Annotated in this window: 14 protein-coding genes and 1 pseudogene; 4 read left to right on the top strand and 11 right to left on the bottom strand. The window is 61.2% G+C overall.

The features are described from left to right. Positions 1-4 precede the first annotated feature (4 nt). The 7 genes and pseudogenes from ACTG2J_RS08425 to ACTG2J_RS08455 form a co-directional block, all read right to left on the bottom strand. Positions 5-751, bottom strand: coding sequence for a substrate-binding periplasmic protein (locus tag ACTG2J_RS08425; RefSeq protein WP_167567360.1), 747 nt, complete (start codon positions 749-751; stop codon positions 5-7). 130 nt (positions 752-881) lie between these two features. Then, complete coding sequence (locus ACTG2J_RS08430; protein ID WP_236350882.1) at positions 882-1,628, bottom strand: substrate-binding periplasmic protein; 747 nt, start codon at positions 1,626-1,628, stop codon at positions 882-884. A gap of 71 nt (positions 1,629-1,699) precedes the next feature. Beyond that, positions 1,700-2,218: a GDYXXLXY domain-containing protein gene (locus ACTG2J_RS08435; RefSeq protein ID WP_439997383.1), complete on the bottom strand. Its 519-nt coding sequence runs from the start codon at positions 2,216-2,218 to the stop codon at positions 1,700-1,702. Then, the gene (locus ACTG2J_RS08440) at positions 2,215-3,219 is read right to left on the bottom strand and encodes a DUF4401 domain-containing protein (protein ID WP_439997384.1); all 1,005 of its coding nucleotides are present in this window, start codon (positions 3,217-3,219) and stop codon (positions 2,215-2,217) included. The genes ACTG2J_RS08435 and ACTG2J_RS08440 overlap by 4 nt, the downstream gene beginning before the upstream one ends. Continuing rightward, positions 3,212-4,149, bottom strand: a pseudogene (locus ACTG2J_RS08445) (DUF2157 domain-containing protein). Before ACTG2J_RS08445 ends, ACTG2J_RS08440 begins: the two are co-directional and overlap by 8 nt. 163 nt (positions 4,150-4,312) lie before the next feature. Then, a complete protein-coding gene (locus tag ACTG2J_RS08450) occupies positions 4,313-4,870 on the bottom strand; it encodes a TMEM165/GDT1 family protein (RefSeq protein WP_005346773.1) in 558 nt (185 codons plus the stop codon). Positions 4,871-5,129: 259 nt separating this feature from the next. Then, positions 5,130-5,459 (bottom strand): translation initiation factor, encoded by a 330-nt coding sequence (locus ACTG2J_RS08455; RefSeq protein ID WP_005337385.1) that lies wholly within the window; start codon positions 5,457-5,459, stop codon positions 5,130-5,132. Positions 5,460-5,578: 119 nt separating this feature from the next. Here ACTG2J_RS08455 and ACTG2J_RS08460 point away from each other — a divergent pair, with 119 nt between their 5' ends. The 3 genes from ACTG2J_RS08460 to ACTG2J_RS08470 all read left to right on the top strand — a co-directional run bounded on the left by ACTG2J_RS08460 (position 5,579) and on the right by ACTG2J_RS08470 (position 8,442). Further along, positions 5,579-5,806, top strand: coding sequence for a FeoA family protein (locus ACTG2J_RS08460; RefSeq protein ID WP_439997386.1), 228 nt, complete (start codon positions 5,579-5,581; stop codon positions 5,804-5,806). Positions 5,807-5,932: 126 nt separating this feature from the next. Beyond that, positions 5,933-8,206 (top strand): Fe(2+) transporter permease subunit FeoB, encoded by a 2,274-nt coding sequence (gene feoB / locus ACTG2J_RS08465; RefSeq protein WP_439997387.1) that lies wholly within the window; start codon positions 5,933-5,935, stop codon positions 8,204-8,206. Next, the gene (locus tag ACTG2J_RS08470) at positions 8,203-8,442 is read left to right on the top strand and encodes a FeoC-like transcriptional regulator (RefSeq protein ID WP_021229435.1); all 240 of its coding nucleotides are present in this window, start codon (positions 8,203-8,205) and stop codon (positions 8,440-8,442) included. The genes feoB and ACTG2J_RS08470 overlap by 4 nt, the downstream gene beginning before the upstream one ends. Before the next feature lie 94 nt (positions 8,443-8,536). Here ACTG2J_RS08470 and ACTG2J_RS08475 read toward each other — a convergent pair whose 3' ends face one another. Both ACTG2J_RS08475 and ACTG2J_RS08480 read right to left on the bottom strand, forming a co-directional pair. Continuing rightward, a complete protein-coding gene (locus ACTG2J_RS08475) occupies positions 8,537-9,187 on the bottom strand; it encodes a DUF2913 family protein (protein WP_158114005.1) in 651 nt (216 codons plus the stop codon). A gap of 98 nt (positions 9,188-9,285) precedes the next feature. Next, positions 9,286-10,581 (bottom strand): DEAD/DEAH box helicase, encoded by a 1,296-nt coding sequence (locus ACTG2J_RS08480; RefSeq protein WP_005337380.1) that lies wholly within the window; start codon positions 10,579-10,581, stop codon positions 9,286-9,288. Between the two features lie 286 nt (positions 10,582-10,867). Between ACTG2J_RS08480 and ACTG2J_RS08485 the strand changes: the two genes are divergently transcribed. Continuing rightward, a complete protein-coding gene (locus ACTG2J_RS08485; RefSeq protein WP_236350877.1) occupies positions 10,868-11,446 on the top strand; it encodes an O-methyltransferase in 579 nt (192 codons plus the stop codon). A gap of 78 nt (positions 11,447-11,524) precedes the next feature. On the opposite strand, the gene ACTG2J_RS08490 is transcribed toward ACTG2J_RS08485, so the two are convergent. Further along, positions 11,525-12,940, bottom strand: coding sequence for an FAD-dependent oxidoreductase (locus ACTG2J_RS08490; protein ID WP_439997388.1), 1,416 nt, complete (start codon positions 12,938-12,940; stop codon positions 11,525-11,527). Between the two features lie 12 nt (positions 12,941-12,952). After that, positions 12,953-17,410, bottom strand: a complete 4,458-nt coding sequence (gene gltB, locus ACTG2J_RS08495) for a glutamate synthase large subunit (protein WP_323905639.1) — start codon at positions 17,408-17,410, stop codon at positions 12,953-12,955. Positions 17,411-17,712: the final 302 nt, after the last annotated feature.

Below are 17,712 nucleotides of genomic sequence, written 5' to 3' on the forward strand. Positions count from 1 at the left end.
GGCGTTAGCGCAGCGGCAGGTATTTGGCTTGCAGGGCCGAGTAATCCGCCGAGGCGACGACCTGGGTCAGCGCCTGCTGAAAGAGGGCGACCTCGCTGTCGGGCACCTGACGGCTGAAGGCGTAGCAGAGCGGTCTGGCATCCAGCACGAAGGCGACATGAAAGTCATCCGGCTTGAAGCCAAGCTGCTGCAGAGTTTGATAGCCAGCCAGCTTGTTGGTCGCAAAGAGATCGGCGCGACCGGAGGTGAGCATTTTGGCCGCCTGGGTGAGGCGGTTGGCCAGCATCAGCTGGCGCTCATCGATACCTCGCTCGAGCAGCAGCTGTTTGGAGACGGTGGAGCGCACCACGCCGACCTTGTAGCGGCTGATCTCGGCCACGGAGCCGAGGGTGATGTTGTCCGCCTTGCGCCCCAGCAGCACAAACTCCGAGTGATCGATGGGGCAGGCCCACTTGAAGAGTGCTTCCCGCTGCGGAGTGCGGGCGGTGGCAAACAGCACCACATTGGGTTTTTGTTGCAGCAGGTTGTAGCCCCGGGCCCAGGGCAGAATGCGGATTGGCTGGGGCGACACGCCGCGCGCTTTCCAGATAAGCTGCATCAGCTCCACCGACAATCCGGTCGGCATCCCTTGTTGGTCGCTGAAATTAAACGGGGGAGAGATTTCGCTCAGATACTCGAGTTTGCCCGGATCGGCCTGCGCGAAGGTGGCCCACAAGAGCAGTAGCAGATGAGGTAGGTGCCATGTCCGCACGGGAAAGATCCTTCGCAATCAACTATGTAGCCCAGTTTGACTGCTTGTGGCGGGAATAGCTAGCCACCTCTATTGCATCTTTCATCAATAAAATGGGCAGCGAACTGCTGCCCAGCGGGTGAGTGAGTGCTCAGCGCACCGGCAGGTATTTGGCCTGCAATTTGCGAAACTCCTCCGAGGCGAGGGCGCGGGTCAGGCCCTGCTGAAAGAGGGTGATCTCGCTGTCGGGCACCTGACGGCTGAAGGCGTAGCAGAGCTGCTCTGCGCTCAGCACCATGGCCACGTTGAAGTCGTCGCTATTGAGCTTCAGTTCGCGGATGGCGTCATATCCCGCCAGCTTGCTGGTGGCGAGCAGGTCGGCGCGGCCGGAGAGCAACATCTTCAACCCCTGCGACAGGCGGTTGGCCGGGATGATGTTGTTGTCATCCATACCGTTGTTGAGCAGCAACTGCTCGGCGGCATCCGAGCGCACCGCGCTGATCTTGTATTGGCTCATCTGTTCGAAAGCGGTCAGGGTGATGTTCTGCGCTTTGCGGCCCAGCAGTATGTACTCCGAGTAGCCGATGGGGCATACCCACTTGAAGAGATCCTCCCGCGCTTGGGTGCGGGCGGTGGAGAAGAGCACCACGTTGGGCTTCTGGGTTAGCAAGTAATAACCTCGCGCCCAGGGCAGGATGCGCACCGGCTGGGGCGTCACGCCGCTGTGTTGCCAGATCATCTGCAGCAGATCGACCGCAAGGCCGGTGGGCTGGCCTTGCGGATCGCTGTAGTTGTAGGGGGGGTACTCTTCGGTGAGGTACTCGAGCTTGCCCAGATCAGCCCGGGCCGTCGAGGCCCAGCAGAGCAGCAACAGATGACAGATCAGCCATATCCTCATTGGGAACATCCTTAGCGATCAACCTTCCCTTGAGTGTGACCATGAACAGAGTAAATAGCCACTCACTGCCGCTACCAGCGGGCGCGGATCAGCCCGATGGGCTGGTAGGCCTCATCCCGCAGCCCCACCAGCAGGGTCTTGCCATCCGCTTGCAGACGGAACTCGCCGTAGCGGGCTGTTTCGTACTGCTCCCCCGTGCCCTCTTCAAAGAAGTAGGCATCGGGGCCAATCTGCCACTGCCGCTCGCTCTGGTGCACCTGCAATAGCCGCTCATCGCTGGCGAGTCGATCCGGTTTGCCATCGGCCACTAGAGTGGCCACCTGATGGGCATCGAGGCGGATCACCAGGGTGTCGCTGCCCTTGTTTTGAGTAGCTCTGGCGTCGCGGCTGGTCAGCTCGCGGGCAATTTCATAGTTGAGCCGCATGTAATCCCCCTGCATCAGGGAGCGGGGATCGACCGGAGCGAGCCGCAGCAGCACCACTTCGCCGCTGCTCATGGCGTGCTCATAGCGCCAGACGGTGGCATTGATGCCCGCCAGGATGGCGAGGCCGCTCAGCAACAGGGCGAGTTGTCGGGTCACAGGTTTCATGAGTCGCTCCTTGCCGCAAAGGTGGTGAGCAGTTGGCGGGCCCCCAGCAGCAGGATGCCGGAGCCCAGCAGCAGCCAGGATTTGGTCATCAGGGTGAGCCCAAGATCGTAGTAATAGAGCGAGCCATAGCCGAGCAGCAGCAGGGCCGAGAGGGTCATCAGCCCCAGACTGCCGGCATAAAACCCGAGGATCAGCACCAGTGCGCCCGCCCCCATGCCAGGGATAACGGCGCTGATCAGCACCAGCGGCAGGCCAAACAGCAGGGGGAGCTTGAGTTTCACCATCACCGCCAGCAGCAGGGCGGCGCAGATCAGGGGATTGAGCCAGAGCGGCAGGCGGGAAAGCCCCAGCTCGTCCAGCACGCTGCTGCCGCCATCCCACAGCGGATGGTGCAGACGGCCCAGCACCAGCAGCGAGAGGGCGAGCCCCAGCGTGATGGAGTGGTAGAGCTGGTGGCGCTCTGGATCCCTATCTGCCCGCAGCCAGCAGAAGGCGATGGCCGCCATTACCAGCGGCAGCGCCAGCAGTTGCAGCCCGAGGCAGGCAAGGCCAAGAGTGAGCAGCAGGGCCGCCGCCACGCTGTGAAACAGCCGCACCAGCCAGTGATCGAACAGCACTGCGATGGCAAGGGAGAGCAGGCACAACCCAAACCAGAGCAGGGCGTGATGGAGATCAAGCTGATCGAGCAGGCCATAGAGCAGCCAGGCATCGGCCGCCAGGGTAAGGGCCAGCACGAACTGATCCCAGAGATCGCCGCTTTGGCTGCGATTGAGGGCGTAGGCCCCCGCCAGCAGCACGGCCCCCAGCAGCAGGGCGCTGTTGGCCTCGCGGGTCAGCTGCTCGAAGGTGAGAAACAGGAAAAAGAGCAGGAACAGGGCGGCAATCCAGCCCACCAGCCCGAGCAGAAAGCGGCTCGACCAGTGTGGCTGGTTGTTGCGGGGCTGATCCCCTTCCACCAGATTGGCCTGTTGCAGCGCTTGCCAAAGGGTCAGATCACTCATGAGACCTCCGTTGTTGTTGCAGCCAGCGGGCGGCGGTGACCGAAAGGCCGATGGCAATCAGGCTCAGCAGCAAGAAGCCGTTGATGTCGGGCTCCATCCACTTGCCCAGCGCCGCGAGGATGACGGCAATCAGGCTGAGGCACCCCATGGCGAGTCCGGCGATAAATCTGTGGTGCCAAAGGGCATAGGCCGCAGCGAGCCAGCCAAGCCAGAGCGGCCACACCAGCGGGGAGGCGGCATCGAAGAGCGCTAGCAGGGCGAGCAGGGTGGCGCCAAGTCCGGCGGCAAGGCCCGCTAGCCAGCTTGGCATCAGGCGCCAGCTGGCAGGTGCCAGCAGAAGCAGACCCCAGAGGGCGGCGTTGAGCAGGGTCAGGCACCAGCCCAGCCCCTCTTCATCGAAGGTAAAGAAAAACGTGAACAAACCGAGCCGCCAGTAGAGCACCAGCGCCAGCTGGCCGAGCAGCCAGCTTAAGGTCCAGAGCAGGGGGCTTTGGCCAAATACAGCCAGTGGCAACAGCATCAGCGCCCAGGTGGCGAACAGCTGCCAGGGATCGGCGCCGGTCTGGTAGGTTTGACCCACCAGCGCCAGCAGGGCGCCGATATTGAGGGCGATGGCGAGCAGCAGCGCCTGACGGGGGGTATCCCCCAGCGGTTTGCGCCACAGCAGAATCAGCATGGCGAGCAGCGGTGCCTCCAGCAGGGCGAGGCGGGAGACCCGGCCCAGCTCTTGCCAGTTGAAGGCGACAAAGAAGATGAGGCCAGCCCCGATGCAGAGGGCACCGAGCCAGAGCAACAGCCGGTCAAACAGCCACTGCCAGCGCGCCGGATGGGGGGAAGATCGGCGAGGGTCAGTGCGTCCGCCAGCTTCTCTGGCGCCAGCCGTCCCTGTTTGACCCATTCGAGAAGCGTCTCTCTTGATATGTTGTGCATGGGGGGACTCCACGAGGTTTGCCCCATTATGGCATGAGGCACCCGCAACCGTGCACTGCCCCTTGGCTCTACGGCTGGTGGTTGCGACAGCGGATTACGCAATAGACACAGCAGTAAACAAAAAGCCCTCCACAGGGGAGGGCTTGAGCAGCGGAAAAGGCGATCAGGCAAAGATCAGAGTGCTCACCCCAAGGCCGACGAAGAGGATGGCGCAGGCGATGCGGATCCCCTTGAGCGGCAGCTTGTCTGCCCCCAGCTTGCCGATCAGCACCACAGGTACGTTGGCCAGCATCATGCCGAGGGTGGTGCCGGTAATGACCTGCACCAGCGAGTCATATTTGGCGGCCAGCAGCACGGTGGCGATCTGGGTCTTGTCACCGATCTCGGCGATGAAGAAGAGCACGAAGGTGGCCATAAAGGGGCCGTATTTATCGAGCGGGCTCTCCTCGTCATCCATCTTGTCCGGCACCAAAATCCAGATAGCCATGGCGATAAAGGCGATGGCGACCAGCCAGGTCATTATCTTGGGATCGAGCCAGCGGCTGATGAACTCGCCAATCCAGGCAGCGCCCGCATGGTTGAGCAGGGTAGCCGCCAGCATGCCGGCGATGATGGGCCAGGGCTTGCGAAAACGGCAGATGAGCAGCAACGCCAACAGCTGGGTTTTATCGCCGATTTCGGCAATAGCGACGCTGAGGGTTGAGGTTAACAAGGCTTCCATAAAAATGACCGGGGGACGGAATTGTTATAAACCAAAGACAAGCCTGCGCCATCCGTCCCCGGTATTGGCACTGGCCCGTCAAAGGTCTTGTCAAATCCATGGCTGGCATGGATCACCCTGACCATGGTGATTTGGCACCAAGTATGTTGATCAGGGTCGCAAACCGGTATTCATGCAATGGATGGCACCGGTGTGCGAGACTACTCCCCCTCGATGGGAGCGGGCATTCTAGGGAAAAACCGCATGAGTGACAAGGGGATCAGCCACCCACCAGCTTGACGCTGAAACCGGCTTTCTCCAACTCGGTTTTGATCAGGTCCCGTTTATCCCCCTGGATCTCGATCACTCCCTCCTTGATACCGCCTCCGGTGCCGCACTTTTTCTTGAGCAGGGTGGCCAGGGATTTTTGCTGATCGGCGGGTACGCCATGAATGGTGATCACCCCGGCACCCTTGCGCCCCTTGGTCTCGCGGCGAATGCGCACGGTGCCGTCGGTGGGGAAGGGGGAGGCGGATTGGGGAGCGCTCTGCTCCTTGATCATGCCGCCATCTGTGCTGTAAACGAGGCGGCTGTTGTTGTCGTGACTCATGGCAATACTTTATGGGTTAGCTAAGCGGAGTTTGATTTTACTCAAATAAAAGTTGAAGACACAGCTTATAATGCCCCAAGTAAAAGCGAATTATTATTGTTTAACTTCAGGAGTCAGTCATGGTACTCACGCAGTTGTCACCGGGACAGAGTGCTCGCATCAAGAATATGAATCTGCTCGCCCGGCCGCTGCGCCGCAAACTGATGGTGATGGGCCTGTTGCCCCAGACTGAAGTCATCTATCTGCGCTCCGCCCCCCTGGGGGACCCGCTCCAGATCCAGTGCCAGGGGATCTGTCTATCCATGCAAAAGAGTCTGGCCCAGCAAATAGAAGTCGAGCCGGTATAACCCCCTGCTCGGCTGCCGCTCCGGTCAAGAAAGTCACCGGGAGCGGTTCAGAGACAATAAGTCGAACCTGCAAAGCGGCTTGCCACACACGCGGCGGGTTCAGAAGAAAATAGAGGTAGAGCTGGTATGAATTATTCCCTGGTAACGGTAGGTAACCCCAATAGCGGCAAGACCTCCCTGTTCAACGCCCTGACCGGCGCCCGCCAGCAGGTAGGCAACTGGAGTGGTGTCACCGTCGACAAGAAGATGGGTGAGTTCAGCGCGGGTGCGCATCACTTCAAGCTGATGGATCTGCCCGGCATCTATAGCCTGGCCAGTCAGGATGGCAGTCTGGACGAGCAGATCGCCAGCCGCTTTGCCCAGGGCCAACAACCCGACCTGCTGCTCAACGTCATCGACGCCGCCAATCTGGAGCGCTCCCTCTACCTCACGCTGCAACTGCGCGAACTGGGCCTGCCTATGGTGGTGGTGCTCAACAAGCTGGATATCCTGCAAAAGCGCCGCATCGTCATCGACGAGAGCAAGCTCGGCAAATCCCTCGGTTGCCCGGTGGTGGCCCTCTCTGCCCACAACAGCAAGCAGGTTGCCGCCTTCAAACAGCAGATCCGCCAGTTTATCGGTCAGCCGCAAGCCGCCTTGCAGCTCGATTACGGCCACGCGCTTGAAACCGATCTGGCGGAGCTGGAGACCCTGCTCGCCCCGCATCATCTTACTACCCGTGGCCGCGCCCTGCGCCTGCTGGAAGAGGATGCGGTGATGCAGGAGACCCTGCTGCCCGGTCAGCAGGCGGCCGCCGCCAATGTAGTAGCTCGCGCCCATCAGGGACAGGATATCGACCTGCAACTGGCGGATATTCGCTACGGCCATATCCACCAGTGGGTACAACAGGCTCGTCAGCAGAAGGGCAAGCTCACCGAGGCCCAGAGCGAGTGGCTGGATCGGGTGCTGCTCAATCGCTGGATTGGCATCCCCTTCTTCCTGTTTGTCATGTACCTGATGTTCCTGTTTGCCATCAACGTCGGCAGCGCCTTTATCGACTTCTTTGACATCATGGGCGGCGCCCTGTTTGTCGATGGGGTGCACCACCTGCTGGGACTGGTCAATGCCCCCGAGTGGCTGGGCGCCATTCTGGCAGACGGCTTCGGCGTCGGCTTGCAGACCGTGGCCACCTTTATTCCGGTGATTGGCTGCCTCTATCTGTTCCTCGCGGTGCTGGAGAGCTCCGGCTATCTGGCCCGTGCCGCCTTCGTGGTAGATGCCCTGATGCGCCGCCTCGGCCTGCCGGGCAAGGCGTTTGTGCCGATGCTGATGGGTTTTGGCTGTACCGTCCCCTCGGTGATGGCGACCCGTACCCTCAACTCCGAGCGGGAGCGGCTGATGACCTCCGCCATGGCCCCCTTTATGTCGTGCGGTGCCCGTCTGCCGGTTTACGCCCTGTTTGCGGTGGCTTTCTTCCCCGAGTCAGGTCAGAACCTGGTGTTCGGTCTCTACCTCATCGGCATTCTGGTGGCGGTGCTCACCGGCCTGTTGCTTCGCAGCACCCTGCTGCCGGGCAAGAGCGACTCCATGCTGATGGAGATGCCGGATTACGAGTGGCCGCGGCCGGTCAACGTTGCCATCAAGACTTGGCAGAAGCTCAAATCTTTCGTCTTTGGTGCAGGTAAAACCATCGTGTTGGTGGTCGCCGTGCTGAGCGTGCTCAATTCCCTGGGGACCGATGGCAGCTTTGGCCATCAGGAGCAGGAGAGCTCGGTCCTGAGCAAAATCAGCCAGGCGGTGACCCCGGTGCTGCACCCCATAGGTGTACGCGATGACAACTGGCAGGCCACAGTCGGTATCGTCACCGGCATCTTCGCCAAAGAGGCGGTGGTCGGTACCCTCAACAGCCTCTACGCCGGTGGTGGCGCAGATGAAGAGGAGGCGAGCGAGTTCTCGCTGGTGGCCAGCTTCCACGAGGCGATCGATGCCGTGGCGGCCAATCTGGCGGAGATCAACCCGAGCGACCCCATGGGGCTTGATGTTGGCAACCTCGACGACCAGAAAGCTGCCGCCGAGGCGCAGGAGGTGGATGTCTCCACCTACGGCAACATGCAGACCCACTTCGACGGGGCGGCCGGTGCCTTTGCCTACCTCTTGTTCGTGCTGCTCTACATGCCTTGCGCCGCCGCCATGGGCGCGCTGGTGCGGGAAACCGGTCGTCAGTGGGCGCTGATGACGGCGGTATGGTGCAACTATATGGCCTTTATGTGCGCGACCCTCTTCTATCAGGTCGCGACCTTTGCCGCTCATCCGGAGCAGAGCCTGTTCTGGATCGTCAGCTACGGCCTTTCTCTGGTGTTGCTCTGGTGGGCCGGTCGCCGTCACGGTGACATCGTTGCCCGCAAGGTGGTGACCTTATGATCCTGCGCGAGCTGGGGGATTACCTCGCCGTGCAGCAGAAGGTGAGCCGGCGTGATCTGGCTCGCCACTTCCACACCTCGGAAGATGCGGTGGAGGCCATGCTCGGTGTCTGGATGCGCAAGGGGCGGGTCATCAAGCGTGAAAGCCGGGTCTGTGGTGGCAGTTGCTGCGGCAAGAGCGAGGAGGTGATGTTCGAGTGGTGTGACGCGGGCCAGATTGGGTTCAAGATCCGCTAAACGACTACCCAACCTCATCACCAAACATCGAACAATAAAAAACGGCAGATCCTGCGCAAGGGTCTGCCGTTTTTATTGCAGCACACTGGCGGGATCAGGCGCTCTGGCGAGCCTCGCTCAGCAGTGCCAGCGCCGGTTGGGCGTTGTCTGGCATCAGCCGGTAGGCCTTGTGGTGTTTGACCAGGGTGGTCTTCTTGTTGCCCTGGCTCAGCAGCAGGCCGTGCTTGAAGGCCGCCTCGGCCAGCACCTTCTCGTCACCGCGCACATAGAGGGTGAGGGGTTTGACAAGCTCACCGTCCTCGATATGGCCTTCATATTCGCTGTGGCTTACCACCAGGCTCGCCTGCCCGCCCGATTGCAGGCGCAGCTTGGCGTTCACCTCGCTCTCGGTCAGCACCAGCCAGCCTGCCGCTGAGAGCTCCTCCAGCAGCGCCGCCAGCTTGGCCCCCAGTTGTTGCGGGTTGGTCATGGCGCACTGGTACTGGAAGGCGATGCGCTCCAGCAATCCCTTGAGATCGGCACCCGCACCCAGCGTGCGGCCAAGCTGCACCCAAGCTTTCAAATCTTCCATCACCAGACGGGAGAAGCGCTTCTCCTTGAGGGAGTCAGCCATCCAGGTGCAGAGAAAGTGGCTCTCTTGCGCCGGAGTGCGCTTGCCCGCCTTTTGCTCGGCGGTGCGGGCCAGTTCGGCCAGGCTTTGAGTGGCCATCTCGAGCAGGGCCTGATTGTAGGTCGGAGAGGTCATAAGCAATCCTTGAGTTGACCACCAGGGGTCAACACCGATGACAGAGATGGCAAAGGCGCCAGTGGCGCCTTTGCGGTTCAATAGAGCAACTGCCCGCCTTATTTCGGCTGACGGGGCTTCTTGGCGGCGGCCAGACGCTTGAGGCGCTGACCCTGCAGCTTGGCTTCGGCCATCACCTGAGCCACGGCGTTATCTTCACGCTGTGGACGCTTGCCGAAGCGACGACGCTCCTGCAGCTGTTTGATCAGCTCGTCACGGCTGCTCACCTCATAGCCCGGTACCATGATGCGGCGGATCTTCTGGCCGATCAGGGCCTCGATCTCCAGCAGGGTACGCTCCTCTTCACGGCTGACGAAGGAGATGGCCATGCCGCGCTTGCCGGCACGACCGGTACGGCCGATGCGGTGCACGTAATCTTCCGCCAGGAACGGCAGATCATAGTTGACCACGTATTCCAGATCCGGAATGTCCAGACCACGGGCGGCCACTTCGGTGGCCACCAGTACCCGTACCTTGCCTTCCATGAATTCGCGCAGGGCGCGGCGACGGTTGCCCTGGGCCTTCTCGCCATGGACAACGGCGGACTTGATGCCGTCGAGGTTCAGCTCCTCGACCAGCACATCACAGCTCTCGCGGGTACTGGCAAACACCAGCACCTGCTGCCAGTTCTGCTTGCCAATCAGCTCGGAGAGCAGCTCGCGCTTGCGCTTCTGCTCGACCGGATAGACGGTGTGGCTGACGGTGTCGGCGGTGGAGTTCTGCTTGTTGACGCTGACGATCTGCGGTCTGTCCAGCATCAGGTTGGCCAGCTTCTTCACCGCGTCGGAGAAGGTGGCGGAGAAGAGCAGGTTTTGACGGGTCTTGTTGACCGCTTGCAGGATCTTCTGCACATCGGCACTGAAGCCCATGTCGAGGATGCGATCCGCTTCATCCATCACCAGACACTCGACACCGGAGAGGCTGAGATTGCAGGCGGTGAGGTGCTCCAGCAGACGGCCCGGGGTGGCCACAATGATGTGAGCGCCCGCTTTGAGCTTCTTGGCCTGCACGTCCTGCTTGCCACCGCCGACGATGGTGATGGTGGTGATATCGAGATACTTGGCGAAGTCATTGATGTTGCTCGCCACCTGAGCCGCCAGCTCGCGGGTCGGGGTCAGGATCAGCACACGGGCGTTGGAAGGCTGGACCGGCGCCGGATTGTCTACCAGACGCTGCAAGATGGGCAGGGCGAAGGCGGCGGTCTTGCCGGTACCGGTCTGGGCGCTGGCCAGCACATCGCGGCCACGGCGAATGGCCGGGATCGCCTGTTGCTGCACAGGGGTCATCTCCTGATAACCGCAATCTGAGACAGCACGCAAAATCTCGGGGGCAAAATCGAACGATTCAAATCTCATAATGGGTTCCTGTGTTCCAGCTGGGCTGTGTTTGGCTTGGTTAGCTCGGCATGAGCGAGACGGAGGTTGTAACCACCGACGGCTGCGCCTGACATCAAGTCAGAGAGTGAGCCGGAAAATGGCGGGCGCGAAGTGTAACAGATAGACGTCACAAATTCTGCCTCAAATGGTTGTCCTTTCTCATCCTTTGTGGTGTGAATGGCGGTTGAAAGCAATCATTTGACTCCCAAATGCCAAGCTTGGAGGTGTGGGCTAATGGTTTTGGGTAAGGACGAAAGGGATATCGATGGAACTGGAACAGTTAAAACGCCAGCTGGAGCAGCTTGGCGAGCGCAATGACAGCATGCAGCAGGCTCGCCACCGCAAGCTGCTCAATATCACCCGCGACACGGGGGAGTTGCTGTCAGTGCTGGTGCAGACCCGTGGGGCGCAGGCGGTGCTGGAGATCGGCACCTCAAATGGTTACTCCACACTCTGGCTGGCAGAAGCGGTGCGTCGGCTGGAGGGGCACGTGACCACCATTGAGCTGGATGAGGATAAGCGCGTACAGGCCCATGACAACTTTCAGCAGGCAGGGTTGGCCCCCTGGGTAACGTTGCTGGCAGGGGATGCGAGTGAGCTGTTACCGACCTTGCCGCAAGCCGGCTATCAGCTCATCTTCCTCGATTCGGATCGTCAGCACTACCGGGCATGGTGGCCGCAGATCCGCCGCCTGCTGGCACCCCGTGGCCTGCTGGTGGTCGACAACGCCATCTCCCATCGCAGCGAGATGGTGGAGTGGATGAACGAGGTCGGGCAGGATCCGGCCTTTGCCACCTCGCTGGTGCCGGTCGGCAAGGGGGAGTGGCTGGTGGTGCGTTTGTAGGGGGTGGGTAGCTACAAAAATCAGCCCCGCATTGGCGAGGCTGATTGTGAAAGCGTATCAGGGTCTTGGTCGGTCGGATCAGACCGCCAGATAGTCCATGATCCCTTCGGCCGCTTTGCGCCCTTCGTAGATGGCGGTCACCACCAGATCGGAGCCACGTACCGCGTCGCCACCGGCGAACACCTTGGGATTGCTGGTCTGGAAGGCGTATTCCGCCTGCTCGTGGGCCTTGATGCGATCCCGGTTGTCGAGCTCGATGCCGAACTCCGCCATCCAGGGTTGGGGGTTGGGCTGGAAGCCAAACGCCATCACCACCGCATCGGCAGCCAGCACCTGCTCGGAGCCTTCGATGACCACCGGATTGCGGCGGCCATTGGCATCGGGTTCACCCAGCTCGGTGCTCACCACTTTGATGCCGACGGTGCGACCGTTGGCATCCAGTTCGACTGCCACCGGTTGCAGGTTGAACATGAATTCAACCCCCTCCTCGCGGGCGTTTTTCACCTCCCGCTTGGAGCCCGGCATGTTCTCCTCGTCGCGGCGATAGGCGCAGATAACCTTGTCAGCCCCCTGACGGATGGCGGTCCGCACGCAGTCCATGGCGGTATCGCCACCGCCCAGCACCACCACCTGCTTGCCGGCGAAGTCGATGTAGTCAGCTTGCGCCTTCTCGAACCCCAGCAAGCGGTTGGCGTTGGCGATGAGGTAGGGCAGGGCATCATAGACGCCCGGCGCCTCTTCGTTGGCAAAGCCGCCCTTCATGTACTTGTAGGTACCGACCCCGAGGAAGACCGCATCGAACTCGCCGAGCAGGTCGGCGAAGGTGATGTCCTTGCCCACTTCGGTCTCGAGACGAAACTCCACACCCATCCCCTGGAAGATCTCGCGGCGACGCTGCATCACCTCTTTTTCCAGCTTGAAGGAGGGGATACCGAAGGTGAGCAGGCCGCCAATTTCGGGATATTTGTCAAACACCACCGGGGTGACGCCGTTGCGTGCCAGCACATCGGCACAGGCAAGACCCGCCGGGCCGGCGCCAATAACGGCGACCCGCTTGCCGGTCTTGACCACGTTCGAGAGGTCGGGCTTCCAGCCCATCTCGAACGCCTTGTCGGTGATGTATTTTTCGATGTTGCCGATGGTCACAGCGCCGAAGCGATCGTTGAGGGTGCAGGAGCCCTCACAGAGGCGATCCTGTGGGCAGACCCGACCGCACACTTCCGGCAGGCTGTTGGTCTGGTGGGAGAGCTCCACCGCCTCCAGAATGCGCCCCTCTTTGGCCAGCTTCAGCCAGTTGGGGATGTAGTTGTGGACCGGACACTTCCACTCGCAGTAGGGGTTGCCGCACTCTAGGCAGCGATCTGCCTGCATCTGTACCTGCGGCTGATTGAAGGACTCGTAGATCTCCACAAACTGGATTTTGCGGATCTTGAGCGGCTTCTTGGGCGGGTCAACCCGCTGGACATCGATAAACTGAAATACGTTCTGGCTCATAGGGTTCCCTCCTTATTGCGCCTGGATTCTGAGTTCTGCACTGGAACGGCTGGTGTGACCCAGCAGCGATTTCACGTCGCTGGACTTGGGTTTGATCAGCCTGAACTTGGGCACATAGGAGTCGAAGTTGGCCAGGATCTCCTCGGCGCGCGAGCTGCCGGTCTCATTGAGGTGCGCCGTGATGATGCCGCGCAGGTGCTCCTGATGGATGGCGAGATCCGCCACGTCCAGCAGTTCCACCAGCTCGGGGTTGGTGCGCTTGGCGAAGTTGCCGCACTCGTCGAGCACGTAGGCAAAGCCGCCGGTCATGCCCGCCGCAAAGTTGACACCGGTCTGACCGAGCACGGTGACGATGCCGCCGGTCATGTATTCACAGCCGTTGTCGCCAATCCCCTCGACTACCGCCAGGGCGCCGGAGTTGCGCACCGCGAAACGCTCGCCGGCAGTGCCTGCGGCGTAGAGTTTGCCGCCGGTGGCGCCGTAGAGGCAGGTGTTGCCGATGATGGCCGCTTCATGGGATTTGAACGCCACGCCGACATGGGGCTTGATCACCAGCTTGCCGCCGGTCATCCCCTTGCCCACGTAGTCGTTGGCGTCACCGGTGAGGATCATCTCGAGGCCACCTGCGTTCCAGACGCCGAAGCTCTGGCCTGCGGTGCCGTTGAAGTGCACCTTGACCGGATCCGCCGCCATTCCCTGATTGCCGTGACGTTTGACGATCTCGCCCGAGAGGCGCGCACCCACCGAGCGGTCGGTGTTGCGAATGTCGTAGCGGAACTCTCCGCCGCTTGAGGTTTCCACCGCTTCCAGCAGATCTTCCACCATTTTCAGGTTGAGCGGTCCCTTGTCGAAGGTGGGGTTGTGCTGCTGGCTGAACAGGCTGGAGCCTGCCGGAGCAACCGGACGGGCCAGAATGCCGGAGAGATCCAGCTTGGCCTGACGGGCGGTGAGGCCGGGCAGGGCTTCCAGCAGATCGGTGCGGCCAATCAGGTCGGTCAGCTGGGTGACGCCGAGCTGGGCCATCAGCTCGCGGGTCTCCTCGGCGATGAACTTGAAGTAGTTCATCACCATCTCCGGCAGGCCGGTGAAGTGCTCGCGACGCAGCTTCTCATCCTGAGTGGCAACGCCGGTGGCGCAGTTGTTCAGGTGGCAGATCCGCAGGTATTTGCAACCGAGCGCCACCATGGGGCCGGTGCCAAAACCGAAGCTCTCGGCGCCGAGGATGGCCGCTTTGATGATGTCCAGACCGGTCTTGAGGCCGCCATCCACCTGCAGTCGCACCTTGTGGCGCAGGCCGTTGGCGACCAGCGCCTGTTGGGTCTCGGCCAGACCCAGCTCCCACGGGGAGCCGGCATATTTGACCGAGGTGAGGGGGCTGGCACCGGTACCGCCGTCATAACCGGAGATGGTGATGAAGTCGGCATAGGCCTTGGCCACGCCGCAGGCGATGGTGCCAACGCCGGGTTCGGAGACCAGTTTCACCGACACCAGACAGCTTGGGTTGATCTGCTTGATGTCGAAGATGAGCTGGGCCAGATCCTCGATGGAGTAAATGTCGTGGTGCGGCGGCGGTGAAATCAGGGTCACGCCGGGCACGGAATAACGCAGCTGGGCGATCTGGGCAGTCACCTTGTCACCGGGCAGCTGGCCACCCTCGCCGGGCTTGGCCCCCTGAGCCACCTTGATCTGCACCACATCGGCGTTCATCAGGTAGTGGGGGGTGACGCCAAAGCGGCCGGAAGCCACCTGCTTGATGCGGGAGTTCTTCTCGGTACCGAAGCGCTTGGGATCTTCGCCCCCTTCACCGGAGTTGCTCTGACCGCCGAGGCGGTTCATGGCGACAGCCAGCGCCTCGTGGGCCTCAGGGCCGAGGGCACCGATGGACATGGCGGCGGAGTCAAAGCGGGGGAACAGCTTGTCGGCTGGCTCAACCTGATCCAGTGCGACCGGATTGTCGACCTTCTTCAGGGCCAGCAGGTCACGCAAGGTAGAGACCGGGCGTTCGTTGACCAGACGGGCGTACTCCTTGTAATCGGCATAGTTGCCGGAGCGCACCGCGGTTTGCAGGGTCTGCACCACATCCGGGTTGTAGGTGTGGTACTCGCCGCCGTGAACGAACTTGAGCAGGCCGCCGTGGGCGAGGGGCTTGCGGGCCAGCCAGGCCTGACGTGCCAGCTTGAGTTGATCCTGCTGGATGTCGGCAAAGTCGGCGCCCTGAATACGGCTCGATACGCCACGGAAACAGGTCTCGACCACGGCTTTGGCCAGACCCACCGCTTCAAACAGCTGGGAGCAGCGGTAGCTGGCGACCGTGCTGATGCCCATCTTGGACATCACCTTGTAGAGCCCCTTGTTGATGCCGTTGCGGTAGTTGACCATCGCCTGGCGCAGGGGCATGGCGAGCACCCCCTCTTCAACCTGTTTGGCCAGGGTTTCGTAGGCCAGATAGGGGTAGATGGCGGTCGCGCCAAAGCCCAGCAACACCGAGAAGTGGTGCGGATCGCGCACGCTCGCGGTCTCCACCAGAATGTTGGCGTCACAGCGCAGGTTGTTGTCCACCAGAGTACGCTGCACCGCACCCACCGCCATGGCGGCCGGGATGGGTAGGGTATCGATGCTGATGTCGCGATCCGACAGCACCAGCAGCACGGTACCGCTCCTGGCGGCAGCCTTGGCCTCCTCGCAGATGCGCAGGATGGCGGCCTCCAGTCCCTCTTCGGGCTTGAAGTTGAGGCTGATCACCTTGTGCCGGTAGTACTCTCCCTCCAGTGCCAGCAGCTGGTGGAAGTCGGAGTAGAGCAGGATCGGTGACTGGAACAGCACCCGGTGGGCGTGGCCGAAGGTCTCGTTGAAGACGTTCTGCTCGCGACCGATACAGGTGGCGAGCGACATCACGTGATTCTCCCGCAGCGGATCGATGGGCGGGTTGGTCACCTGCGCAAACATCTGGCGGAAGTAGTCATAAAGGGTGCGAGCGCTGGAAGAGAGCACTGCCATCGGGGTGTCATCCCCCATGGAGCCCACCGCTTCCTGACCATTTTCACCGAGAACCCGGATGATCTGGTCCAGCTCCTCGAAGGAGTAGCCAAACAGCTTCTGATAGGTTTTCAGCTGCTCATCGGAGAACTCGCGGCTACCGGTCTGGCTGTCGTCCATCTGCTCGAAGGGAACCAGCCGGCGGCAATGTTTGTCCATCCACTGTTTGTAGGTGTGGCGGCTCTTGAGATCGTCATCGATCTCGAAGCTGGTCCACACCTTGCCGTTGCTGGTATCGACCACGAACAGCTCGCCCGGGCCGACCCGGCCCTTCTCCAGCACTTCGTCCGGGGTGTAGTCCCAGGTGCCGACCTCGGAGGCGAGTGTGATGAACTTGTCCTTGGTGATGACGTAGCGGGCCGGACGCAGACCGTTGCGATCAAGTGCGCAGGTGGCGTAGCGACCGTCGGTCATGACGATACCGGCCGGGCCGTCCCACGGCTCCATGTGCATGGAGTTGAAGTCGTAGAAGGCGCGCAGGTCGTCATCCATGTTCGGGTGTTTTTGCCATGCAGGCGGGATCAACAAGCGCATGGCGCGGAACAGGTCCATGCCACCGGCGAGGAAGAGATCCAGCATGTTGTCGAGACTGGAGGAATCCGACCCCGTGGTGTTGACGAAGGGTGCCGCTTCCTGCAAATCGGGAATGAGCGGGGTGGCAAACTTGTAGCTGCGCGCCTTGGCCCACTGACGGTTGCCGGCGATGGTGTTGATCTCGCCGTTGTGGGCCAGATAGCGAAACGGCTGCGCCAGCGGCCAGCGCGGGCTGGTGTTGGTGGAGAAGCGCTGGTGGAAGACGCAGATGGCCGCCTGCATACGGATGTCGGCGAGATCCAGATAGAAGCGCGGCAAGTCCACCGGCATGCACAGCCCTTTATAGACGGTGACCAGGTTGGAGAGGCTGACCACATAGAAGTAGTCGTCGTTGACGCGCTTTTCGATGCGGCGGCGCACGATATAGAGGCGGCGCTCGAGATCCTTGTCGACCCAGCCGGGCGGGGCGTTGACAAAAACCTGTTCAATGCTGGGCAGGGAGGCTTTGGCGATGGTACCCAGTACGTTGGTATCGACGGGCACCTTGCGCCAGCCGACCAGACTCAGGGTCTCTTTTTCCAGCTCTTCGTCTATGATGTCGCGGGTCTGCTGGGCCAATACGGGGTCAGGGTTGAGAAACAGCATGCCGACCGCATAGTTGCGGCCAAGGTGCCATCCCTTCTCCTCGGCGACAGCTCTGAAGAAGCTGTCCGGTTTTTGCAGCAGCAGACCGCAACCATCGCCGGTCTTGCCATCGGCGGAGATCCCGCCGCGGTGCTGCATGCGAGCCAATGCTGACATCGCGAGACGGACAAGCTTGTGGCTGGCTTCCCCTTCCATGTGGGCCAACAGGCCGAAGCCACAGTTATCCCTCTCCAGCTTTGGATCATATAGTGACATTGCATTTCTCCCTTGCTCGGCCTTGTATCGCACAGTCATCACCTGACTGCATAAATTGCGATTGGCTCTTGTGGTTCCGTCTGCCTGACGTGGCGAATCTCCAAACTAATGGGATTTTCTGGCGAGGTCAATCGCAGGTCAGGTTTGTCTTCATAGTTACATTCGCATAACAAAATGTCGGATTGGTGGGATTTGCTCGCAGTTATGAAGTGTTTATTCTGTTTTGTTTTATTTTGTTGGTTAAATATATCGCCATTGACGGGCTCAATGGTGCGCTCGGCGACGATGGGCGAATGTAGTAA

The sequence above is a fragment of the Aeromonas sp. 6P genome (assembly GCF_051919525.1).
In the GTDB taxonomy this organism is placed as follows: Bacteria; Pseudomonadota; Gammaproteobacteria; order Enterobacterales; family Aeromonadaceae; genus Aeromonas; species Aeromonas veronii.